Below are 22,040 nucleotides of genomic sequence, written 5' to 3'. Positions count from 1 at the left end.
CATGCGTTTTCTTCTCTGCGGACAGGGCACCTCCGAAATCCTGTGGTCGATCCATGCGGCGCTGGTTGATCTCGGCCATGAGTCGGTGCTTGCCTTGCCCGACATCTCGCAGGATGTGATCGACCGGCGGATCGACGCCCTGTTCGTTCTGAACCTGTTCGAAATTCCCCGTCCGACGGTCAAAATGCTGTGCGCCTACATCGCCGGTTTCGGCGCAAGGCCAGCCGTCATCCACATCTGTCTGAAGCATCCGCTGGAGGAGATCGGCGCCCGCTCGGCAGAGGAAATCCGCGAAACCGACCGCTGGATGGCGGAGAACGGTATCTCCATGTGGTGCATGTGCCGGGGATCGGCGGAACAGTCGGTCCGGCTCGGCCTGACACGGGTGTTCCACGAACCGCTGGGACTCCATCGCTGGATTTACACGAGCCCTGCGCACGACGGTTCGGTCGATCTGTACAAGCGCTGGATGTCGCTCGACACGCCCGGCCTGCGGCGCCATCCCTATGCCGCGATGAAGGGGCAATCGGATGCCAAGGATGCCGAGGCAGCGGTGCGGAACCGTTTCCTCTATCTGGGGCAAGGTTGGCCGGACCATATCGAATCCGGTCGCGAGCGGGTTGCCCCTGCTGTGCAGCGCGATGCGGACGCCGTGTCCGCCGCGATGATGGAGCAGCCGAGGCTGCACCGGCTGGAGGCAATGGACCTTTGCGGGCTGGCGGACCGGTCGGCAGACCCGGCCTGGACACTCGATTTCAACCGTGCCTTCACCATCGCCTTTGCGGTGGAGAACCGCCGCCGCTTCGCCGCCGCCCTTCGGAGCGGCTTCGGCGAAGTCTTCGCTCTGTGGGGAAATGGCTGGGAGCGGTTCGGAATCGATGCCGGACCGATCTCGCCCCTGCCGCGGAACGCCTACCATGCCGCGGGCGCCTGCCTGGATTTCGGCAGCCTCGCCTACGACACCGCGATCTTCCCGAGGACGCTGGAGATCCTCAAACGGGACGGGTTGCTGGTGAGCTGGCGGCACACCGACACCGCCCGGCTGTTCGGCCCGCATGAGGATGACCTGACCTTCACCGACGAGGCGGATGCGGTCCGGATCCTTTCGGAACTGGCCGGAGATCAGGGCCGCCGCGCGAGAGTGCGCTCGGCTCACCTCGATTGGGCGTTCGACAGTTTGGCCCTGACCGCCATTCTGCCGGCGGCGATCGCCGCCGGGCTGGCCTGACCGGATCCGCTGTCCGTCCCCTGCCGGAGAGCATTCATCCGGCCGAAAGCTCCGGACCGGACAGCGCGCCGGACTGGCGCGGCGGTCCAGCCTCGCGCATCCGCAATGCACCGCAGAGCGTGGCGGCCGCGCAGGCGGAGACGTACCAGGCGGGGGAGATGGGGTCGCCGGTGACGCCGATCAGCCAGGTGACGATAAACTGGGCGAAGCCGCCGAACACCGACACCCCGATGCTGTAGACGATCGACAGGCAGGTCGCCCGGACGCGGGCCGGAAAATTCTCCATCAGCAGAAGCCAGGCAGGATCCCGCCCCGACCGCGTTGAAGGCGATCGGCAGCCCGACCACCGCAAGCGCCGCCGGAATGCTGGCGATGTGGGACAGAACCCAAAAGGCGGGATAGGTCAGCAGCGCGCTTGCCAGCGCGGTCCAGACGACGAAGGGACGGCGACGTCCGAGGCGGTCCGACAGCAGTCCCGCCAGCGGAGCTATCGCCAGCATGGTCGCCCCGGCGACGCAGCCGGTCAGGAAGGCGGTCTGCGGCGGCAGCCCGATCATCCGGATCAGATAGGTCGGCATGTAGAAGATGTTGACGTAGGTGGAAGCGGTGCCGCCCATGATCATCAGGATGCCGATCAGCAGCTTGGCCCGATGACGGGACAGCAATTCCTTCAGGACGGCCTCGCGGTCGGACGACGGCTTCACCGTTTCCGGCAGCAGCCGGCGCAGATGGAGGCCGACCGGCACGATCAGCAGACCGGCGATGAAGGGAATGCGCCACCCCCATGTCTCCAGCGCGCCGGCCGTCAGGTGTGTCGACAGCAGATAGCCACTGAGCGCGCCCAGCAGCGCCACCGCCCCCTGGCTCGCCATCTGCCAGCCGACGCGCAGGCCGCGGCCGGCAGGGCGTCCCAACTCCATCAGCATGGTCGTCGCCACGCCGATCTGGCCACCGGCCGAAAAGCCCTGCAGGATGCGGCCGACGAGGATGACGATCGGAGCGGCGGCGCCGATCTGCGCATAGGTCGGACACACGCCGATCAGCAGCGTGCCCAGCGCCATCAGGGCGATGGTCAGGACCAGCGCCGGCTTGCGCCCGACCCGGTCGGCGTAGGCGCCGATGACGATCCCGCCCAGCGGCCGCACGATGAAGCCGATCCCGAAGGTTAGCAATGCCAGCAGGAGCGGCCCGAAGGCCGATTGGACCGGAAAAAACAGCTTGCCGATGGTCAGCACGAAGAAGCTGTAGATGGTGAAGTCGTAGAGCTCCAGCGCGTTGCCGACCGACAGGGCCAGGATGGTGGCCCGAGGCGACGGCGCGCGCGGGTCGCCGGCATCGATGCCCGATGACGTCATGGCCTGACTCCTGCCTCCGCGATCCAAAAAGGGCGGAGCCTGGATGGACGGCGACCGAAAAAGAGAAAATCGCTCATGGGAATTCGATCAGCAGCCATCCAGAAAAGGAGAACCTCCAATTTGGGATATCGAATGGAGAAAGCGCTGTCTCTTTCTGTAACATTACCGCAAATCGAGACATGAAACTATCGGATACGCGTTGTTTCAATGCCGGCTATTTCCATTCATTGATTGTTAATACCTAGGGATAGCTTTGAAAAGGGTTAAATTCCGGTAGCCATTGTAGTCACCGGCGTTCCGCGGCGCCCATCCGACGAACCGTTGACGCACAGACAGGGGATATTGACGATGCAATCCGAAGACTCCACGCCGCTGCCGGCGGCGGGCGCCGCCCGCCGTACCCTGATCGTCGGCGCGGTTGGCGCCGCTGTTGCCGGCGCCGCCATCGCAGCCGCCGGCAGCGCCGCCGCGGCCGAGCGTCAGCCCGCCGGCAGCCACCCCACCCACAAACCCGAAGGAAAACGGACGATGACCAACGGCAAGACCGAAGACGGGTTCGTCACGGCCAAGGACGGCGCGTCGATCTATTACAAGGATTGGGGCCCGCGCGACGCCCGGACCGTCATGTTCCATCATGGCTGGCCGCTGACCGCCGACGATTGGGATGCCCAGATGCTGTTCTTTTTGAACCACGGCTACCGCGTCGTCGCCCATGACCGGCGCGGGCATGGGCGCTCGACCCAGACGGCGACCGGGAACGAGATGAACAGCTATGCGGACGACGTGCTGGCCGTCGTTGCCGGGCTGGACCTGAAAAATGTCTTCCATGTCGGCCATTCGACCGGAGGCGGCGAAGTCGCGCGCTATCTGGGCCGCCATGGCACCGCGCGGGCCGGCAAGGCGGCACTGCTGGGCGCCGTTCCGCCGATCATGGTCAAGACCGAGGCCAACCCCGGTGGCCTGCCGCTGGAGGTGTTCGACGGGTTTCGCGCGGCGCTCGCCGCCAACCGCGCCCAATTCTTCCGCGACATCCCCTCCGGCCCCTTCTACGGCTTCAACCGCGACGGCGCCAAGGTCTCGCAGGGCGTCATCGACAATTGGTGGCGTCAGGGCATGATGGGCGGCACCAAGGCGCATTACGACTGCATCAAGGCCTTCTCGGAAACCGACTTCACCGAGGATCTGAAGAAGATCGACATCCCGGTGCTGGTGATGCACGGCGACGACGACCAGATCGTGCCGATCGCCGACTCCGCCCTGCTGTCGTCCAAGCTGCTGCCGAAGGGCACGCTGAAGGTCTACAAGGGCTTCCCGCACGGCATGGCGACCACCCATGCGGAAATCATCAACGCCGACCTGCTGGCCTTCTTCAAGGCCTGACTGCCCACCGGACCCCGCAGGGCCGCATCCGGCTTCGCGGGGTCCGCGGCGGAGGTCAACCTATACGCAGGTATGGATGGCGCAAACCGCTCCAGTTGTTGAAATGGAACGCTCGCAACGCCGGCGGTTGGCAAGCCGGAGCGAGGCTGGAATGCGATGTCGTGCAGAGTGTTCCCACCATCTGTGTCGTCGACGATGACGAAAGCATCCGGGGAAGCCTCGACAACTTCCTGCGCTCGGTCGGGATGCGGGTGCGCACCTTTGCCTCGGCGGAGGACTTCATCGCTTACGAAGGCGAGGCCGCTTGTCTGATCACCGACCTGAACCTGCAGGACATGGACGGCTTCAGCCTGCAGATGGTGCTGTTGCAGCAGGGCCGCAATCTGCGTAGCGACCAGTTCGCCCCACCGCGCGAAGGACCGCATCTTCGCGACGACCCGCACCGCATGCCGGGTGCTGGCGGTGATACGGTTCAGGCTGGTCGCCACCTCGTCGAGGTTCGGGACATCGCGGGCCAGCCAGCGCGTCGCCGCCGCAGCGTGGCCTGCGATGGAGACCAACGGCTGCGACACCTCGTGCGTCAGCGACGCCGCCAGCTCTCCCACCAGCGACAGGCGCCCGGCATGGCTGAGGTTGGCCTGGGCGGCCATCAGCGCCTCCTGCACCCGCTTAGGCTCTGTGACGTCGACGGCGAAGAAATGGAGGCGGCCATAGGCCTCCGGATCGGCGGCGCCGCCCGGCAGGCGCGCGCGCCACAGGATGGGGACGACACGGCCGTCCCCGGTGTGCAGCACTCGCTCTGCCTGGCAGACGGTCCCGCCGCGCACCATCGCCTTCAGCACCTGGGCCTTGCTGGCCGGGTTGGCCGGCAACCTGACCCGCGATTCCTGCAGGAAGGCGTCCTTGTCCTGGAATCCCAGCAGGTCGAGTGCCATGCGGTTGGCATCGAGGATGCGGTGGAACCGCCGCACGTCGAAGAAGAATTGCGGGTTGTCGTCCAGGAAGCGGTCGAAATCCGTCACGCCGCCGGCAATCGCCTCGTCGACGGCTCGCTTCACCCCAGACCGATCCTCGCACAGGATCGAGATGGGAGATATCTCGAAGAGATCGGAGTGCAGAAAGCCCATCAATCCAAATCCCTAGCCATCGTCGCCTGAATTGGTAGCGCAGCGATGCCGCATGGCTTTGGTAAGCTATAGTAAATTATTGGAAAGATTGCAAATTTGTCTGAATTTATGGCATTCTGATGATTTCAGTCATTCAATATACAAGAGTTTGTGACTCCTAATACCTAGGGATGGATGCGGGAGCGCGAAACCGAGCGCAAGAATAGAGGTCAGCAAACCGGGTCCGCCCATGGAGACCGTCATGACCACAATCAACGTCAACGGCCGTGCCTATCAGGTTGCGGTGGAAGACGACACGCCGCTGCTCTGGATCCTGCGCGATACGCTGGGACTGACCGGAACGAAGTACGGCTGCGGCGTCGCCCAGTGCGGCGCCTGCACCGTGATGATCGATGGCACCGCCACCCGCTCCTGCCAGGTGCCGGTGGAGAGCGTCGGCACCGCCGACATCCGCACCATCGACGCCATCGAGGAGGATCCCGTCGGCCGCAAGGTGGTGGAGGCATGGGTCGCCGCCCAGGTGCCGCAATGCGGCTATTGCCAGTCCGGGCAGGTGATGGCAGCGACCGCCCTGCTGAAGCAGACGCCCAACCCGACCGACGGCGACATCGCCGACGCGATGACCAACCTGTGCCGCTGCGGAACCTACAACCGCATCGCCGCCGCCATCCGGCAGGCCGCCCGCTGAGAGGAGAACGCATCATGGACCGCCTGCTCACCGTTGCCCCGATTCCGTCCTCCGCCCTGGCCTCCTCCGGCACCACCGCTGCGCTCTACATCCGGAGCGAGGCGCAGTCGGCCGTCGCGCTGATGAAACCGGATAGCGTTTCCAACCTGTCGCGCCGCGCCTTCCTTGGCTTCGGGGCCGGCGCGCTGGTGCTGGGCGCATTGCTGCCGGCCCTGCCGGCACGTGCACAGACCGCCGCCGCCATCAAGCCGGGCAGCCGCATCCCGGCCTTCCTGATCATCGGCAAGGACAATGGCGTGACCCTGCTCAGTCCCTTCGTCGAGGGCGGCCAGGGCATCAGCACCGGAATGGCCCAGATCGTCGGCGAGGAGTTGGACGTCCATCCCGGCCGCTTCACCGTCGAATGCGCGCCGCCGGGTCCCGACTACGCCGTCATCAACGGGTTGCGGATGACCGGCGGCAGCTTTTCCACCCGGTCGAGCTACCCGCTGATGCGCCGGATCGGCGCCACCGCCCGCGACATGATGATCCGCGCAGCCTCCACGAAACTGAAGGTCAAGCCGCAGAGCCTGACGACGGAGGACGGCTTCGTCATCCATGCCGCCAGCGGCAAGCGGCTGTCCTATGGCGAGTTGGCTCACGCCGCCCTCGCCCTGCCGCCGCGCGACGACGTGGCGCTGCGCGATCCGGCCAGCTTCCGCTATATCCGCCAGCCGATGGCGCGGCTGGACTTGCGGGCGAAATCGACGGGCAAGGCGGTCTATGCCATCGACCAGAAGCTGGAGGGCATGCTCTATGCCGCGGCCCAGCATGCGCCGAACCAGGGCAGCATCGTGCAGTCCATCGCCAACGCAACCGCTGTGGCCGCGATGCCGGGGGTGCATTCCGTCCATACTCTGCCGGGCGCTGTGGCGGTGGCCGCCGACAGTTGGTGGCGCGCCCGCAAAGCGGTGGAGGCGCTGTCGGTGAGCTGGTCCGCCCCCGCCGCCTCGGGCTTCGACACGGTGGCCGCCGACTATGCGTCGGACGGGCTGCTGACCGCGCTGAAATCCGCCACGCAGGCCGGGCTTCCGGCGGAAACGGCAGGCGACGCCGCCGCGGCCTTCGCCGGCGCCGCCAAGGTGATCGAGGCGGAGTACGACGCCCCCTATCTGGCCCACGGACAGTTGGAGCCGCCCTCCTCGATGGCGCGCTTCAACCCGGACGGCACGCTGGAGCTGTGGGTGCCCAACCAGATGCCGGAGCTGTTCCAGTCGGTGGCGGCACAGGCGGCCGGTCTGGCGCCGGATAGGGTCATCCTGCATTCGCCGATGCTGGGCGGCTTCTTCGGCCGGCATTTCCTCTATGGCGGCGCCAATCCCTTCCTCCAGGCGATCCAACTGGCGAAGGCGACCGGCCGGCCGGTGAAGATGCTGTGGTCGCGGGAGGAAGAGTTCCGCATGGATGCCCTGCGGCCGCTGAGCTTCAGCCGCTTCCGCGCGGCAATCGGCGCAGACGGGCGCCCCACCGCCATCCAGGCGCGCACGGTGGGCGAAGGGCCGCTCGGCCGCTGGTTCGGCGCGGTGTTCAAGGATCCGGTCGACAGTTCGGCGGTGGAAGGCATCACCGGGAAGCCCTATGCCATCCCCAACCGCGCGATGGAGTATGTGAAGTTCCCCCATCCGGTGACCATCGCCTTCTGGCGCTCCGTCGGCCATTCGATGAACGACTTCTTCTACGAAGGCTTCCTTGACGAGATCGCCGATGCCGGCGGTCAGGATCCCTTCGCCCTGCGGATGGAACTGCTGAAGGACAAGCCCCGCCATCGCAAGCTGTTGGAGACCGTGGCGGCAATGTCCGGCGGCTGGAAGCGCGGTCCCTACGAGGTGGATGGCGTGCGGCGGGCACGCGGCGTCTCCATGGCCTCCCCCTTCGGGTCGGAGACGGCGACCATCGCCGAGGTTTCGGCCGAGGGTGGCGAGACGCGGGTCCACAATGTCTGGGTCGCTTTCGATCCCGGCAGCATCGTCAATCCGGCCATCGTCAAGTCCCAGGTGGAGTCCGCCGTGGCCCTCGGCCTGTCGGCCACCCTGTTCGAGGAAATGGTCTACAAGGACGGCGCGCGCCAGTCGCACAATTTCGACGATTACCCGATCCTGTCGCGCCGCTCCATGCCCGCGGTTCATGTGGAGATCGTGGAAAGCGGCGCCCCGATGGGCGGCGTCGGCGAACCCGGCCTGCCAGGCGTGCCGCCCGCGGTGGTGAATGCCGTGGCGGCGCTGACCGGCCAACGCATCCGCAGCCTTCCACTGGTGAAGACGAGGATCGGGGTCTGATCGCGGAGACACCCTGCACAGCGTGAATGTCTGGAAAGGTGGCTTCCTCGACATTTGCGCCACAGAAAGCACGGCCTAAGCTTCGGACATCCGCCATTCTCCGCAAGCTGTCCTTCGACAGGGCACGGGCTTCCCCGGCAAGCGTCCGGACGCCCGCGCCGGCCGGAATGGCCCCGCACAGGACTTCCCCATGACCCCCATGACCCTTCATTCCTATGCGCCGCTCTATTGGCTGGCGCTCGGGACCTTCGCCGTCGGGACCGAAAGTTTCATGATCGCGGCGATCCTGCCGGACATCGCCACCGACCTGTCGGTCAGCGAACAGGCGGCGGGCCAGCTGGTTTCCGTCTTCGCGCTGACCTACGCGGCAAGCTCGCCGGTGCTGACCGACCTGACAGGGAACGTCGGCCGGCCCTGCTGCTGATCGCCACGATGCTGGCCTTCGTCGCCGCCAGCATCGTGGCCGCCGCTGCCGACAGCTATGGCGGGCTGATGGCGGCCAGGGTTCTGCTGGCGATGGCGGCCGGTCTGTTCGTGCCCAACCCCTATGCGCTGGCCGGGGTGCTGGTGTCGCCGTCGAAGCGGGGCCGCGCCCTGTCCATCGTCACCAGCGGCCTCAGCCTCGCCATCGTGTTCGGCGTACCGCTCGGAGCGCTGGTCGGCAACACGCTCGGCTGGCGCATGACCTTCGTCGGCGTCGCCGTTCTGTCGGTCGCCGCGGCGGTCGGTCTGTTCTTCGGCCTGCCGCGGGCCATCGGCGCTGCCGCCCCGGTGGCCGGGCTGGGCGAACGGCTGCGGGCGCTGAAGAATCCGGCGGTGCGCCGGCCCCTGCACGTCACCACGCTGTGGGCGATGGGCCCCTTCACCGTCTACCCCTACATCGCCTCCTACCTGCAACGGGTGACCGGGCTGGAGGGGGCGGCAGTCGGCTTCGCCCTGTTCGCCTGGGGCCTGTCGGCCTTCGCCGGGCTGGCGGTGGGCGGACGGCTGACCGACCGGCTGGGCGGCGCCCGCATCGTCGCGCTGACCCTGCCGCCGGTCTCGCTGGCACTGGCGAGCCTGTCGTTGACCGCGGACCTGCTGCCGCCGGCTTTGGCATTGGCGCCCGCCTTCGCAGGAATCATGGTCTGGGGCTTTGCCGCCTGGGCCTTTTTTCCGGGCCAGCAAGCGCGGCTGATCGGGATCGTCGGACCGCAGCACGCGCCGATCATCCTGTCGGTCAATGCCTCCTTCCATTATTTCGGCTTCTCGGGATCACTACACGAAAGTGCGCTTCGACTTTGCGCATTTTGGGACGCTTGTCCTGTCCTGTGCGGGCGTCGCAATTCCGTTGGCGAAAGGTTGTTGGCAGGTCAATGTCCGATGACACCACGGGTGCCCTATGGCACACATCGCCGTTCCCCTTCCTCCGACTTTTGTAGCTTGGCTGTGGCCCTATCTGGTCGCCTTCTCGGGGCGCACCCGATCGACGGTGGCCGCGCTCGCGGTCGGTGCGGTGCTGGCGGTTGGTCCCCGCACCGTCGCCAACCTGCTGCGCACCCTCGGCTTGGCCGACGACCCCGGCTTCGCTGCCTTTCACCGCGTGCTCAACCGGAACCGCTCGTCGGGGCTGAAGCTTGCACGCACCTTGCTGAACGCCCTGGTCAGCGCCTTCGTCCCGGACGGCCCGATCGTCATCGGTATCGATCACACCCTTGAACGGCGCCGGGGAGCCCATGTTCGCCCGGCCAGTCATTGCTTCGACTCCGTCCGGTCCTCGACGGAGCAGACGGTCACCAGCCGCGGATTGCGCTGGATGACCGCCATGCTGCTGGTCTAGGTTCCATTCGCCGGCCGCATTTGGGGGCTGCCAGTGCTGAGCGCACTGGTGCCAAGCCGTGCCTGGTGTGAGGCACAGGGCCGGCATTACCGGCCGACCACCACCTGGGCCCGGGCAATCCTGCTGCGCCTGCACCGCTGGCTGCCGGACCGGCCACTGGTCGCCGTCATGGATGGCGAATTCGCCGCGCTGACGCTACTCGACGCCGTCAGCCCGCACATGGTCGCGATCACCCGGCTGCGCCTGGATGCGCGCCTGTTCGATCCGCCACCAGACCCGCCCTTGAGCTTGCGGCAGGTAATGAAGGGCGCCCGCCAGCCCAGCTTGCGGTCCCGTCTGACGGACAAGGCAACGATCTGGCGCCGGGCCGTCCAACCAAGCCGAACCCGGTGGCGCTCCGGCGGCTGGATCGACTATGCCTCCGGCACGGCGCTGTGGCACCACCAGGGCAAGCCGATCGTGCCCATCCTCTGGGTGATGGTGCGCTATCCCGATGGCCGGCGCGATCCGGAAGCCTTTCTGTGCACCGACCTGTCGGTGCCGCCACGCACCGTCCTGGAATGGTTCAACCGCCGTTGGGCGATGGAGACGACGTACGAAGAGAGCCGGGCCCATCTCGGCATCGAAACCCAGCGACAGTGGGCGGACCCGGCGGTTTTCCGCACCGCCCCGCTGCTGTTTGGCCTCTACTCGTTGATCACGCTGTACGTCCATCAGAATGCCGACCGCCTCGCTCTCTCGCCCCGGCGCGCCATCTGGTATCCGAAACCAGCGCCCACCTTCGCCGACACCTTGGCCCGTTTGCGCCAGCACCTGTGGTTCGAACAGGCCGTCATGTCGCCCGCGGAGGGCGACATGCTCAGAACACCGCCACCGCTCCTCCGACGGCTCGTCGACGTCGCCTGCTACGCGCCGTAATCCCCGTCACACCGCTCCGCTACTGGACTTGTGAACCGCCTCCTAACCGAGACGGCGATCCCAAAATGCGCAAAATCGAATGCGCAGATTGTCCGGGATCTGAGAACGCTGCGTGAACGTGAGCTCAGCTGTGCTCTACCTCTGCCCGTTGCCCACTTCCGAGTTCGTCTAGAACATGCTGGTATTCGCCCGGTGGAAGGGCGCGTGCATCCTCGGCCATGTGCCGTAAGGCAGCGAGGCCGGCCTCGGTAAAGCGAGCCCGCAGCCAATGGCTACCGTCATCCCGCAACTCCAGCAGCCCACGCTCCAGCATCCCCTGAATGACCGTTCCCGGCTTCGGCTGCCCCTTGTTCGGCCCGGTGGCCCACCGCTTCACCAAGATGCCGCTCTCCAGCCGCGGTGCCTGCCCAAAGCGCACCATGAATTCGTTACGGATCAGAGCCCGCTCTCGCGGCGTCAAGGTGATGTCGCTCACCGGTTCATCTCCCTCAATCCTCTCCCCGCGATACGCGGAACCAGTGCTCCGCATATTGCCGACACAGTTCAGCCTCCACGCCATCTCCGGTGCGTTCGGCATCGGCCGCGCGGGTGAGCCACTGAGTTTGTTTTTGAAGCGCTGATCCATTCACACGGACGGGTGCTGGTCGAACCCCGGCCGAAGCGGCAGCGGCGGGGCGGGACTTGCTGAAATTCGGTCGCGGCACTGGTACGCGGGGCCTGGAGGGTGGCATTGGGCCTACTGACTTCCTTGAATAGAGTGGAGGGTCATCTTCTGCCCCCCGGCAGAGTCTACGCCGTGCATCGCTACGCTGTGCAGGATTTTTCCGGTGCGGCGGTGGAGGCGACGTCTGCCGGCGCGCTGACCGACATCGAGGGCGCGGCCGATCAGCCGGCTTGGTGGCCAGCAGCCTGGTCGGCCCCCTCAGCGCCGGCGGCGCCTGGCCTTACCGCCCTTTTCGCGACAGCGGCCGGACGCTCCCGGCCGCTCCTTTTCGCGACACTCCGATCCGCCTGAACCAGAGTGTCCGCATTGCCACGGGTTTCCGGACAAGCAGCAGGGGCGTCCGGAGCGAGGGCGACGAGTTCCTCCGTGGCGGTCAACGCTGGCTGTTTCAACGTATAGAGCTCGCGGTTCGAGCCAGGAGAAACGCCCTTCAAGAGTTTCGCGACAGCGCAAAAACACGTTGACACCCAGAATCACCGCAGATACTGTACCGATCAGTCAAGACTTGACTGATCGGTAAAATCATAGATTTGCAGAGGAAAATCAACATGTCACGTCCTCCTCTTCCCCCGTTCACCCGCGAAACTGCTATCGAAAAGGTTCGTCTGGCCGAGGACGGCTGGAACAGCCGCGACGCCGCCAAGGTCGCTCTCGCCTACACGGTCGACACCCGCTGGCGGAACCGCGTCGAATTCGCGACCAACCGCGAAGAGGCGCAGGCATTTCTGACACGTAAGTGGAACAAGGAGCATGAGTACCGCCTCATCAAGGAGCTCTGGGCTTTCACCGGCAACCGCATCGCTGTACGGTACGCCTACGAATATCGCGACGACAACGGGCAGTGGTTCCGCGCGTATGGTAACGAGAACTGGGAATTCGCAGAGGACGGCCTGATGGCGCACCGCCACGCATGCATCAACGAAATGCCAATTGCTGAAAGTGATCGCTTGTTCCATTGGCCGCTCGGCCGCCGTCCGGATGATCATCCCGGCCTCAGCGATCTGAGTCTCTAATCATGGCCCGCATGGTCGCCGAAAGATCCGACGCCATTGCCAGCTTGGCCGAAGTATTTCGCGAGCATGGATACGAAGGTGCAAGCCTTGCCTTGATCAGCAAGGCCACCGGCCTAGGCAAGGGCAGCTTGTACCACTTCTTCCCGAATGGGAAGGAGGAGATGGTGCAGGCTGTGCTTGCCGAGATTGAGCAATGGTTCGAGGATTCCGTCTATTCCCCCCTGCGAGACGGGACCGATGCCGATGCCTCCATCGCTGCGATGCTCGATGAAACTGCGAAATACTTCAGGTCGGGCAGGCGCGTCTGTCTCGTCGGTGCTTTGGCTGTCGCCAACACGCGTGATCTCTTCGCGCAAGCGATCCGGGGTTACTTCGTAGCCTGGGTAGACGCGTTGCAGTCGGCGCTCGTTCGGCAAGGCCGCGACGCTGAACAGGCGCGCCTCCTCTCCGAAGACGCCGTTCTCGCCATTCAGGGGGCGATCGTTCTCTCTCGGGCACTGGATGATCCGGCAGTGTTCCAACGTGCCATTGACCAACTTCGTCGGCGATTAGCCCGGATAACTCACCAGAGCTGAAGCTGGGGCGGCGGGCGCGAGTTTAAGCCGCTGACTTCCTGTATGATTCTGGTGCTGAAGCAGTCTCACCACGGATCAACGGAGTTCACGCCCGCCGTGGCCGAGTGTACCGGGGTTCTGCCCGGCTTGGCGCCGGTTGCCGGCAAGCCGGTCATCGCCGCCTTCGATGGCGGCCATCTCACCTCCGACGCTGGCATCCTGCTGCTGGCCGAGATCGACCGGCGGCTGGGGAGCTGCGAGCGCTTGGCGGGCTGCATAGAGGGGGGCACTACACGAATGTGCTCAAATTGCCCGGGATCTGAGAACGCGGTATGAACGTGAACTCAGCCGTGCTCTACCTCTGCCCGTTGCCCACTTCCGAGTTCGTCCAGAACATGCTGGTATTCCGCCGGTGGCAGGGCGCGTGCATCCTCGGCCATGTGCCGCAAGGCAGCGAGGCCAGCCTCGGTAAAGCGAGCCCGCAGCCAATGGCTACCGTCATCCCGCAACTCCAGCAGCCCACGGTCCAGCATCCCCTGAATGACCGTTCCCGGCTTCGGCTGGTCCCCTGCGCTCCTTCGATGGACGATTCCCAATGTGAACATTCCATCATTACGGTTGCCCAATTTTCCCCCGCCGAGGCGCTGAACCACACAGGATGACGCGTCTCAGGTTAAGAAGGCACTCCACCCTTGCAGTCTCCTCCTGCCCTGCTCGCTGGCCTACCACCGACGCAAAGGCCTCGTCGAGCTAGCGGAAGCCGGTATGGCGGCGATCATTGGGCATGGTCATGGCGCCGTTTTGCTGATCTGCATTTCCACGGTGAGGCCTGAACGTGAGGGCGCCGCTGACACCGCCACGGATGTTCCGAGGTGCCCAGCTATATTATTAAATTGTATTGCTTATTTATTTTTCATCAAAAAAGTTGATACAACATGATCATTGCTATTACTGGATGTAACAACCTATGTTCTTGTCGTGATGGGTCGGTCGATCCATCAAGTTAACGACACCATCATTGGCTTTCGCGCATGACACGCCAAGATGCCGATCTGGAGAATGAAATGTCGATCGATATCCAATTGAACGCGGTGTTCAAGGTCGGTAATGCGATCTACAACGCCAGCATGAGCGTTCCGGCCGCGACACCGACCAAGGACAGTCCCTTCATCTTCGATGTCACCAGCAAGCCGGCGACCGACGGCGACGACAAGGAGGCGAGCGTCCTGACGGTTGCCATCGGCGGTTCCGGTTTCGTCTATGTCGCGGTGGCGCCGCCGCAGGATCTGATCACCGCCGCTGCCGGCGACATCGTCCAATCCCTGAACGTGGTGGTGGCGGAAGGCGAATACGACAAGGTCAAGAAGACCTTCAAGGCGGCGGCAGCCATCGAGGGCAATTGAGAACCGTAAAGCCATAGCGTCCTGCATGGCGGTCGGAGTCACGCCCGGGAGCGGTTCCGGTTCTTCACGATCCGATCCCGATGTGGCGTTTCTCTGCGGCGTTCCTGTGCGGCGTATCGATCCCGCGATCCGGCCGGGTCGCTTGCCGCACACCCGCCTCCTCGTTTGAAAATTTGCGGAAAGAGCCCGTCCATGCAGATCGGCATCAGCGCAACCTTCCAGTTTTTCAAGGTTTTCAGCAAGAAACTGGAAGCGTCGACCGTCTGCAAATTGTCGATATCGAAGTCACACAGCCTGATCTATGCCGAAATGAGAGATCTCGACATCGTCGAATTGCTGGACGAAGCCTTCGATCTCGAATTGGACGGGGTTTTCCTCAAGGTATCCTCGGCGGGCTTCTTCACCTTTTCCGCCACCGGCGGCGGCTCTCCGGAAACCACCCTGCGAAGCGCCTTTCCCCAGTCGCCGGTTCCCGCCTCCGTCGCGGCTGTCACCCGGCCGGTCACCGGCACCACGTCCTTCTGGCTGACGGTCGCGCTGACCGATCCCGATGCCGACGGCGGCCTGTTCTACAGCATCGCCGACATCGGAATTTCCAAGGCGAGCTCGATATCCCTGTCGGCGACCTTCGCCAAGGACACCAAGGCCGCAACCGCCATCCGCAATGCGCTCTACACCGCCAGACTGGATGGTTCGGTCAGCCTGTTCGACATTTTCACCTTCCGCGACATCGCCGTCACCTACAGCATCGTGGAGGGGAAAAAGCTCTCCGTCAGCGGTTCGCTCGACGTCTCCCTGTTCGGCAGCCACTTCACCTTCACCGGCGACATCCAGTCGGACAGCGCCAGGAAGGTCGTCACCGCCGATATCGCAGCGGTCGGGAACGTCGATCTCGCCTCGCTGTTCGATGGCGGTTTTCCGAACATCTCGTTCACCGGCCTCCGCTTCAACCTCCATTATCCGTACGGGCGGAACAAGAGCGCCGCCAAGTTCATGATGCGGGGCAACTGCGATTTCGCCAGCCTCCAATTCACCGGTCTCCTGTATCTGGAGGGCACGAAGCCGACATTGGCCAGCGTCGTCTTCACCCGGTCGGCGTCCATAAGCACCCTGTTCGACCAGTGCATCGAGAACGCATCCTGGCCCTCCGATCTGGTCGACCTGACCCTGCTGGCAGGCAGCCAAGTCTACTACAACGCGACACGGGACCCGCTGACCCTGACGCTGTCCCATGACGGAACAGCCCCGACGCTGCTGCCGGCTCCCGCCGGCGCGGCCGGCCCGCTTCCCGGCGGTCCGAGGAGCGTCACCTACCGCGAGGGCTTCAACGTCGCCGCCTCGTTCGTCCTGACCTTGCTGAAGGACATCGAGATCGCCGGTACCCTCCTGGTCAACGACGAGGGCGTCACCGCCAGGATCGAGATCGCCAAGCCGATCGACATCTATGTCCTGTCGATCACCCGGCAGGGCGACCGCAGTCTCGGCCCCGTGCTGTCCTTGAACACCAAGGGCAGGACAGGATCGCTCGGCTTCGCCGGGTCGCTGCTGTTCTTCCAGGAATCCTTCGGCGTCGACGCGACCGTCGCCGCCACAAAGAGCGCGGCCGGGAGGCTGAAGATCGAGACCATCCTTTCCCCGTCCCGCGACTACCTGCCGCTTCTGCACGCATCCGACCGGCTGTCCTTCAGCTACAGCGCCGACCAGGGTTTCAAGGTCGATCACTGGCCGGTGTTCGAGGCGGTCGAGGACATCATTGATTTCTTCAGCACCCTGAAGGAGTTGTCCAGCGCGAAGGGCGGCAACGGCATCTGCGGCAAGATCGTCGACATCATCACCGACAAGCTGCTGGGCCAGACATGGTCCCTGTCTCCCACCTTCGCCTCCGACAGCACCAGGGGCCTCAGCCTGAACCTCAGCATTTCCTACAGCCTGGCCTGCGACGGCAACGCCTTCGCCACCGTCACGCTGAAGGACGCGCTGGTGATCCCCATTCCCAACAGTGTCAGCCTGGACTCCTCCAGTCCGCACTACCTGTGGACGGTCATTGGCAAGGCCATCGAGGGCGCTGCGGAATCGATCGTCCAGGCCCTGCTGAACGACACGGAATCGATCGCCAAGTTCCTGGCGCTGTTCGCCGGCAAGGAGGCTGCGGAGTATGCCGCGACCCTGATCTGCCAGAAGCTGGTCGATGCGGCGCTGGACGCTGCCGTCGACGCCGCCCTTGCCGCCCTGGCCGACGCGGCCGCCACCGCGGCCGGTCCTGCCGCAGCCATCGCGGCGATGGGACCGGCCATCGCCGCCGCCCTTGCCGCCGCCGGCAGCCAGAGCCGTCCCGACGGCGATCCGCCCGCCGCACCGGGCAACCTCGCCGTCACCGTTTCGGGCGGGGTGGTCACCGCCCGCTGGATGCCCAGCAGCGGCGCCCAAGGCTATACGGCCACCCTCTCCGGCCAGGACGGCAAGCCGATTGCCGCCAGCGGCATGTTGGATTACCGGGCGCGCTCCCATTCCTTCGACGTCCGGCCGGAAGCCCTTCCCGTCCACTGCACCATCACCGTCACGGCGACGGGCGACCACGGAACCGGCCCGGCGGCGACCACGGCGGTCACCTATCTTGCCGCTCCCGCCGGCCTCGTGGCCGGGCCAGCGACCGTTTCCGACGGAGGCACCAGCCTGGAGGTCACCTGGACGGGCGTCGACGGTGCCACGTCCTACGCATTGACCGCGGCCGGACCGGCAACGCTCCAACAGACCGGGCCGGCAACCGCCGCCACGCTGACCTTCGGCCCGGACGAACCGGCCGGCGCCTATGTGGTGACGGTCGTCGCCACCGGCGGTGCCGGAACCGTGTCGAGTCCGGCATCCGCGCCGCTGACCCTGACCCGCCTCGGCATCCCCGAGGGGCTGGCTGCCACTGTCGATGACGCCGGCACGGTCGCCCTGCGCTGGACGGCCGTCGCCGGCGCTTCCTTCTACACGGTGACCGCCGCCGGGCCGGTAATGCTGAGCCGAACCGTCACCACCGCCGAAACCACCCTGGCCTTCGGTCCCGACGACCCGGCCGGCGATTACGTGGTGACCGTCGCCGCAACCGGGGAGGAGGGGACCGTCGCCGGCCTGCCGTCCGAGCCGCTGACTCTGATCCGGCTTGGCACGCCCACCGGGCTGATCGCCGCTGCGAAGACCACTGCCGATGTCGCGGCGCCCGCCATGATCGTCGCCAGTTGGGAAACCGTCGCCAATGCCGGCTCCTACCGGCTGATCCTGACCGCGCCGGACGGCACAATTACCGCGGTGCCGGTGGTTGCTGCCGAGGGTGATTCCCAGTCCGGCGAGGTCATGGTGCCGGCACCGGCCGGCGGAGCATGGACGCTGGCGGTTCAGGCATTGCCGCCCGACGGGGAATCCTCGACCGTCGCCGGTACGCTGTCGACCGTCGTCCCCTTTACCGGCCTGCCGGCTCCCACCGGATTGACCATTGTGAGGAGCGTGGCTTCCGATCCGCCCGATGTTGCGGCGGAGGTTCGCTGGAGTGCTGTCGCCCAGGCCACGTCCTATACAGTGACCGCTGTGGGGCCGGCGACACTCAGCGTCACCGTCTCGGCTGCCGAGGCCCTGCTGAGCTTCAACTCCGATGAACCGGCCGGCGAGTATTCAGTGACGGTCACCGCCAAAGGCGGCGAGCAAACCCTTCCCAGTGCGCAATCCGCCGCATCCGCCCTGGTCCGGCTCGCCACTCCCGTTCTGCTGCAAGTCGAGCGCTCTCCCACGGCTTGCGGTGTCATGTGGAACACTGTCGCCGGTGCGGAAGCCTATTTCCTACTTTTGACGACCCCGGACGGAAAGAGCGTGACCGAGACGATCGCTGCGGCCGATACGCGTTATCAGCGTTACGGCAAGTCGCTGAATTTGGAGGCCGAAGGCGACGCCTGGACGGTCGCCCTGCAAGCCTTGCCTGCCGACGACGCGGACCGGGTTGTTGGCAGCCCGTTGAGCGCGCCGGCGACCGCCTTGATCGCTCTGCCGGGAGGGCCGGTCAGGATGGTACGCGACCGCAAGAAAGAGGGCGATCCCGCTGCCTGCGGCCGGGAGGTGATCACGGCCTTCCCGCCCCTGCTTCCCTATGGCCTGGCCAAGGCGATGGATGTCTCTGCATACCGTACCGACGACATTCGTACTGCACTGCGGGCGGCGTTTCCGTCGATTGCCTCCGAACAGTTGAACGAGATCATCCGCCGGCTCGCTCCGCCGACCTATGACCCCTTCGATCTGATCGAAAATTGCCGGGCGCTTGGGATGAGTGCTGCCGATTGCGGCCGGCAGATGATCTTGCTGCATGCAGACTACTACTTCGGCGCTCTGATATTGGCGATGTTCATGGCCGGGTACGGTCAGGATGAGGCCAGGAAAGGAGTGCAGGCAGCCTTTCCCACGATCACCGAGGCCGAAATGGCTTCGGCTATTGCTCAAGTGTATCCCAAAGCGGATTCCGATCATTCCGGTTCGTAACCGGCGGCGGTGAAGAAGGCTCGGCCATCGCTTGGCGTCGCACCGTCGATGGCGTCTCGTGTAGCATCCCACAGTTCGGGAAGCGTCCTTGCGGCGGCTTTCCCGAGGTGTGTCCTGATCTTGGAGAGGGCCATCTCGAAAGGGTTGAAGTCGGGGCTATAGGGCGGCAGGAGCTTCAGGACGGCGCCTGTCCGCACGGCTGGAAGGCATCGTTGCTCTGTCGAAAACCTCGCGCTCTGAAGGTGTGCTGCCCATCTGACGGGTATCATGGAGAAGCATCTGCTGTGCTTGAGGAGAGCGCGATAGGTGTTAGGTAAACAACGCCGCCATTATCAACCAAAGACAGCTACGGCGGAGCGAATGCTGATCCCGCCGTCCTTGGTTCGCCGGAGTTGGCGCCCAACAGCATAACGGAAGACGGCGGGAAGCTGGAGCGCTGGGGGAACACGGGACCACAGGGTTTGGATCACCGTCCGCCCTTTGCGGGTTCGGCGTTGGGCCTGACCTGCCACCGTGCGCTGGGACCAGCGGAAGCCGATCTCGCCGAAATACAGGTCAGCATGGTCGGGGCTGATGTGATGGAAGACGCCAGCGATCGTGCGCCGGACACGATCGTTGAAGCCCTCGGCCGAATTGGCATGCACGCCGCCGCGAACATACTCGCGCTGGGAATGGCGGACCGTATCGTGCGCAGCAAACGCGCTGCCGATGGCGACGAACGCCTTCCATTCGTCGCTCATCAGGTGCGCGTCGGGATCGACAGCGGCTTCCAGCACCCGCTCAGCCTCGTCGAGCGACAGATCAGCAACCACGGCGGCACGGGCTTCGCCCGCCGGTGTCCCCGGCTCCCGACCGCTTGGCCGCTGAACGACCGCAAGTGCTGGCGTCTTCGTCGTGCGGGGCTGGCCCTTGCGTCCACGCCCCAACTTGGGAGGGTTGTGATCCCGGCGCGGCTTGGCGCCGAAATGGAACTCGTCGATCTCCACCGTTCCGCCCAGCGGATGGTCGCGCAACACCAGGAGCCGCAGAACATGGCCCATCCGCCATGCCGTCGGCTGGCTGACGCCGAGTGCTTCGGCCAAGCGGATGGACGAAATGCCCTTGTCCGATTGCAGGATGAACCACAGCCCCATGAGCCAGGTCCGCAACGGCAGCTTCGTTCCATGCAGCGGGGTTCGCGTCGTCACGGTGAACTGGAAGCGGCAGTCCGGATTGCAGCACTGATAAAGTCCCGGCCGGCACCGTCGTCGCGTGTCGCGCCCCGCCAGGGTGATCGAGCGCCGCGAGCCGCAGGCGGGGCAGAGCCGTCCATTAGGCCACACCATCGCCTCAACCAGCCAGCGGCACCGCGCCTCGTCGCGGAAGGCCTCGGTCATCTCCGCCACGGTCCGAATGGCCGTCAGCTCTTCGAGCACCGATCCCATCCTCCCCTCCGTGCTTGATGGCTGAGAGTGGCACGTAAACGCTGGAGAAGCTACGCTTTACTGTGTTTGGTTGATAATGGCGGCGTTGTTCGCCTAACACCTATCGCGCTCTCCTCGATTACGGCGCGTAGCAGGCGACGTCGACGAGCCGTCGGAGGAGCGGTGGCGGTGTTCTGAGCATGTCGCCCTCCGCGGGCGACATGACGGCCTGTTCGAACCACAGGTGCTGGCGCAAACGGGCCAAGGTGTCGGCGAAGGTGGGCGCTGGTTTCGGATACCAGATGGCGCGCCGGGGCGAGAGAGCGAGGCGGTCGGCATTCTGATGGACGTACAGCGTGATCAACGAGTAGAGGCCAAACAGCAGCGGGGCGGTGCGGAAAACCGCCGGGTCCGCCCACTGTCGCTGGGTTTCGATGCCGAGATGGGCCCGGCTCTCTTCGTACGTCGTCTCCATCGCCCAACGGCGGTTGAACCATTCCAGGACGGTGCGTGGCGGCACCGACAGGTCGGTGCACAGAAAGGCTTCCGGATCGCGCCGGCCATCGGGATAGCGCACCATCACCCAGAGGATGGGCACGATCGGCTTGCCCTGGTGGTGCCACAGCGCCGTGCCGGAGGCATAGTCGATCCAGCCGCCGGAGCGCCACCGGGTTCGGCTTGGTTGGACGGCCCGGCGCCAGATCGTTGCCTTGTCCGTCAGACGGGACCGCAAGCTGGGCTGGCGGGCGCCCTTCATTACCTGCCGCAAGCTCAAGGGCGGGTCTGGTGGCGGATCGAACAGGCGCGCATCCAGGCGCAGCCGGGTGATCGCGACCATGTGCGGGCTGACGGCGTCGAGTAGCGTCAGCGCGGCGAATTCGCCATCCATGACGGCGACCAGTGGCCGGTCCGGCAGCCAGCGGTGCAGGCGCAGCAGGATTGCCCGGGCCCAGGTGGTGGTCGGCCGGTAATGCCGGCCCTGTGCCTCACACCAGGCACGGCTTGGCACCAGTGCGCTCAGCACTGGCAGCCCCCAAATGCGGCCGGCGAATGGAACCTAGACCAGCAGCATGGCGGTCATCCAGCGCAATCCGCGGCTGGTGACCGTCTGCTCCGTCGAGGACCGGACGGAGTCGAAGCAATGACTGGCCGGGCGAACATGGGCTCCCCGGCGCCGTTCAAGGGTGTGATCGATACCGATGACGATCGGGCCGTCCGGGACGAAGGCGCTGACCAGGGCGTTCAGCAAGGTGCGTGCAAGCTTCAGCCCCGACGAGCGGTTCCGGTTGAGCACGCGGTGAAAGGCAGCGAAGCCGGGGTCGTCGGCCAAGCCGAGGGTGCGCAGCAGGTTGGCGACGGTGCGGGGACCAACCGCCAGCACCGCACCGACCGCGAGCGCGGCCACCGTCGATCGGGTGCGCCCCGAGAAGGCGACCAGATAGGGCCACAGCCAAGCTACAAAAGTCGGAGGAAGGGGAACGGCGATGTGTGCCATAGGGCACCTGTGGTGTCATCGGACATTGACCTGCCAACAACCTTTCGCCAACGGAATTGCGACGCCCGCACAGGACAGGACAAGCGTCCCAAAATGCGCAAAGTCGAAG

At 65.3% G+C, this 22,040-nt stretch carries 18 protein-coding genes and 4 pseudogenes; 15 read left to right on the top strand and 7 right to left on the bottom strand.

Features of this window, described 5'->3' with window-relative positions:
- The first annotated feature begins 1 nt into the window (after window position 1).
- Entirely contained in the window at window positions 2–1,228 is a 1,227-nt protein-coding gene (locus ABMY26_RS07600) for a hypothetical protein (protein ID WP_372395680.1), read from the top strand.
- On the opposite strand, the gene ABMY26_RS07595 is transcribed toward ABMY26_RS07600, so the two are convergent.
- The gene (locus tag ABMY26_RS07595; protein WP_372395679.1) at window positions 1,153–2,583 is read right to left on the bottom strand and encodes an MFS transporter; all 1,431 of its coding nucleotides are present in this window, start codon (window positions 2,581–2,583) and stop codon (window positions 1,153–1,155) included. The genes ABMY26_RS07600 and ABMY26_RS07595 overlap by 76 nt on opposite strands.
- A 528-nt stretch (window positions 2,584–3,111) precedes the next feature.
- Here ABMY26_RS07595 and ABMY26_RS07590 point away from each other — a divergent pair.
- Both ABMY26_RS07590 and ABMY26_RS07585 read left to right on the top strand, forming a co-directional pair.
- A complete protein-coding gene (locus ABMY26_RS07590) occupies window positions 3,112–3,963 on the top strand; it encodes an alpha/beta fold hydrolase (RefSeq protein ID WP_372395943.1) in 852 nt (283 codons plus the stop codon).
- Between the two features lie 161 nt (window positions 3,964–4,124).
- A pseudogene (locus ABMY26_RS07585) lies at window positions 4,125–4,280 on the top strand (response regulator); the annotation flags it as partial.
- A 147-nt stretch (window positions 4,281–4,427) separates the two neighbouring features.
- On the opposite strand, the pseudogene ABMY26_RS07580 reads toward ABMY26_RS07585, so the two are convergent.
- Window positions 4,428–5,090, bottom strand: a pseudogene (locus ABMY26_RS07580) (PAS domain-containing protein); the annotation flags it as partial.
- Window positions 5,091–5,331: 241 nt separating this feature from the next.
- Between ABMY26_RS07580 and ABMY26_RS07575 the strand changes: the two are divergent.
- The 6 genes and pseudogenes from ABMY26_RS07575 to ABMY26_RS07550 all read left to right on the top strand — a co-directional run bounded on the left by ABMY26_RS07575 (window position 5,332) and on the right by ABMY26_RS07550 (window position 10,830).
- Window positions 5,332–5,778 (top strand): (2Fe-2S)-binding protein, encoded by a 447-nt coding sequence (locus ABMY26_RS07575; RefSeq protein ID WP_372395678.1) that lies wholly within the window; start codon window positions 5,332–5,334, stop codon window positions 5,776–5,778.
- Window positions 5,779–5,792: 14 nt separating this feature from the next.
- The gene (locus tag ABMY26_RS07570; RefSeq protein ID WP_372395677.1) at window positions 5,793–8,093 is read left to right on the top strand and encodes a molybdopterin cofactor-binding domain-containing protein; all 2,301 of its coding nucleotides are present in this window, start codon (window positions 5,793–5,795) and stop codon (window positions 8,091–8,093) included.
- Window positions 8,094–8,283: 190 nt separating this feature from the next.
- The gene (locus ABMY26_RS07565) at window positions 8,284–8,517 is read left to right on the top strand and encodes a hypothetical protein (RefSeq protein WP_372395676.1); all 234 of its coding nucleotides are present in this window, start codon (window positions 8,284–8,286) and stop codon (window positions 8,515–8,517) included.
- An 8-nt stretch (window positions 8,518–8,525) separates the two neighbouring features.
- Window positions 8,526–9,281, top strand: a pseudogene (locus ABMY26_RS07560) (MFS transporter); the annotation flags it as partial.
- A gap of 193 nt (window positions 9,282–9,474) precedes the next feature.
- Window positions 9,475–9,912 carry a transposase gene (locus ABMY26_RS07555; protein ID WP_372395667.1) on the top strand — a complete coding sequence of 146 codons (438 nt, stop codon included), beginning with the start codon at window positions 9,475–9,477 and terminating at the stop codon, window positions 9,910–9,912.
- Window positions 9,913–9,945: 33 nt separating this feature from the next.
- Window positions 9,946–10,830, top strand: a complete 885-nt coding sequence (locus ABMY26_RS07550; RefSeq protein ID WP_372395668.1) for a hypothetical protein — start codon at window positions 9,946–9,948, stop codon at window positions 10,828–10,830.
- Between the two features lie 124 nt (window positions 10,831–10,954).
- Here the strand turns inward: ABMY26_RS07550 and ABMY26_RS07545 are convergent, their stop codons facing one another.
- Window positions 10,955–11,305: a hypothetical protein gene (locus ABMY26_RS07545; RefSeq protein WP_372395675.1), complete on the bottom strand. Its 351-nt coding sequence runs from the start codon at window positions 11,303–11,305 to the stop codon at window positions 10,955–10,957.
- Between the two features lie 13 nt (window positions 11,306–11,318).
- Entirely contained in the window at window positions 11,319–11,561 is a 243-nt protein-coding gene (locus ABMY26_RS07540; RefSeq protein ID WP_372395674.1) for a DUF4167 domain-containing protein, read from the bottom strand.
- Window positions 11,562–12,102: 541 nt separating this feature from the next.
- Here ABMY26_RS07540 and ABMY26_RS07535 point away from each other — a divergent pair.
- From ABMY26_RS07535 to ABMY26_RS07510, 6 genes and pseudogenes are all read left to right on the top strand, one after another.
- Window positions 12,103–12,567 carry a DUF1348 family protein gene (locus ABMY26_RS07535; protein ID WP_372395673.1) on the top strand — a complete coding sequence of 155 codons (465 nt, stop codon included), beginning with the start codon at window positions 12,103–12,105 and terminating at the stop codon, window positions 12,565–12,567.
- Between the two features lie 2 nt (window positions 12,568–12,569).
- Entirely contained in the window at window positions 12,570–13,142 is a 573-nt protein-coding gene (locus tag ABMY26_RS07530; RefSeq protein ID WP_372395672.1) for a TetR/AcrR family transcriptional regulator, read from the top strand.
- Window positions 13,143–13,238: 96 nt separating this feature from the next.
- Window positions 13,239–13,403 (top strand): annotated as a pseudogene (locus ABMY26_RS07525) (transposase); the annotation flags it as partial.
- Window positions 13,404–13,453: 50 nt separating this feature from the next.
- Complete coding sequence (locus tag ABMY26_RS07520; RefSeq protein WP_372395671.1) at window positions 13,454–13,783, top strand: hypothetical protein; 330 nt, start codon at window positions 13,454–13,456, stop codon at window positions 13,781–13,783.
- 402 nt (window positions 13,784–14,185) lie between these two features.
- Window positions 14,186–14,524 (top strand): hypothetical protein, encoded by a 339-nt coding sequence (locus ABMY26_RS07515; RefSeq protein ID WP_045583849.1) that lies wholly within the window; start codon window positions 14,186–14,188, stop codon window positions 14,522–14,524.
- A gap of 192 nt (window positions 14,525–14,716) precedes the next feature.
- Entirely contained in the window at window positions 14,717–19,033 is a 4,317-nt protein-coding gene (locus ABMY26_RS07510) for a hypothetical protein (RefSeq protein WP_372395670.1), read from the top strand.
- A 332-nt stretch (window positions 19,034–19,365) separates the two neighbouring features.
- Here ABMY26_RS07510 and ABMY26_RS07505 read toward each other — a convergent pair whose 3' ends face one another.
- From ABMY26_RS07505 to ABMY26_RS07495, 3 genes are all read right to left on the bottom strand, one after another.
- Window positions 19,366–20,457 (bottom strand): IS1595 family transposase, encoded by a 1,092-nt coding sequence (locus ABMY26_RS07505; RefSeq protein ID WP_372395669.1) that lies wholly within the window; start codon window positions 20,455–20,457, stop codon window positions 19,366–19,368.
- 118 nt (window positions 20,458–20,575) lie between these two features.
- Complete coding sequence (locus ABMY26_RS07500) at window positions 20,576–21,460, bottom strand: hypothetical protein (protein ID WP_372395668.1); 885 nt, start codon at window positions 21,458–21,460, stop codon at window positions 20,576–20,578.
- Window positions 21,461–21,493: 33 nt separating this feature from the next.
- Window positions 21,494–21,931: a transposase gene (locus ABMY26_RS07495; RefSeq protein WP_372395667.1), complete on the bottom strand. Its 438-nt coding sequence runs from the start codon at window positions 21,929–21,931 to the stop codon at window positions 21,494–21,496.
- Window positions 21,932–22,040 lie beyond the last annotated feature (109 nt).

It is taken from the genome of Azospirillum sp. HJ39 (assembly GCF_041507355.1).
In the GTDB taxonomy this organism is placed as follows: domain Bacteria; phylum Pseudomonadota; class Alphaproteobacteria; order Azospirillales; family Azospirillaceae; genus Azospirillum; species Azospirillum thiophilum.
This window is presented reverse-complemented; position numbering and strand designations above follow the sequence as displayed.

Coding starts and splice junctions, on each gene's coding strand:
- ABMY26_RS07600 (WP_372395680.1), top strand. CDS start 2: ATGCGTTTTCTTCTCTGCGGACAGGGCACCTCCGAAATCCTGTGGTCG.
- ABMY26_RS07595 (WP_372395679.1), bottom strand. CDS start 2,583: ATGACGTCATCGGGCATCGATGCCGGCGACCCGCGCGCGCCGTCGCCT.
- ABMY26_RS07590 (WP_372395943.1), top strand. CDS start 3,112: ATGACCAACGGCAAGACCGAAGACGGGTTCGTCACGGCCAAGGACGGC.
- ABMY26_RS07575 (WP_372395678.1), top strand. CDS start 5,332: ATGACCACAATCAACGTCAACGGCCGTGCCTATCAGGTTGCGGTGGAA.
- ABMY26_RS07570 (WP_372395677.1), top strand. CDS start 5,793: ATGGACCGCCTGCTCACCGTTGCCCCGATTCCGTCCTCCGCCCTGGCC.
- ABMY26_RS07565 (WP_372395676.1), top strand. CDS start 8,284: ATGACCCCCATGACCCTTCATTCCTATGCGCCGCTCTATTGGCTGGCG.
- ABMY26_RS07555 (WP_372395667.1), top strand. CDS start 9,475: ATGGCACACATCGCCGTTCCCCTTCCTCCGACTTTTGTAGCTTGGCTG.
- ABMY26_RS07540 (WP_372395674.1), bottom strand. CDS start 11,561: ATGCCACCCTCCAGGCCCCGCGTACCAGTGCCGCGACCGAATTTCAGC.
- ABMY26_RS07535 (WP_372395673.1), top strand. CDS start 12,103: ATGTCACGTCCTCCTCTTCCCCCGTTCACCCGCGAAACTGCTATCGAA.
- ABMY26_RS07530 (WP_372395672.1), top strand. CDS start 12,570: ATGGCCCGCATGGTCGCCGAAAGATCCGACGCCATTGCCAGCTTGGCC.
- ABMY26_RS07520 (WP_372395671.1), top strand. CDS start 13,454: ATGAACGTGAACTCAGCCGTGCTCTACCTCTGCCCGTTGCCCACTTCC.
- ABMY26_RS07515 (WP_045583849.1), top strand. CDS start 14,186: ATGTCGATCGATATCCAATTGAACGCGGTGTTCAAGGTCGGTAATGCG.
- ABMY26_RS07510 (WP_372395670.1), top strand. CDS start 14,717: ATGCAGATCGGCATCAGCGCAACCTTCCAGTTTTTCAAGGTTTTCAGC.
- ABMY26_RS07505 (WP_372395669.1), bottom strand. CDS start 20,457: ATGGGATCGGTGCTCGAAGAGCTGACGGCCATTCGGACCGTGGCGGAG.
- ABMY26_RS07495 (WP_372395667.1), bottom strand. CDS start 21,931: ATGGCACACATCGCCGTTCCCCTTCCTCCGACTTTTGTAGCTTGGCTG.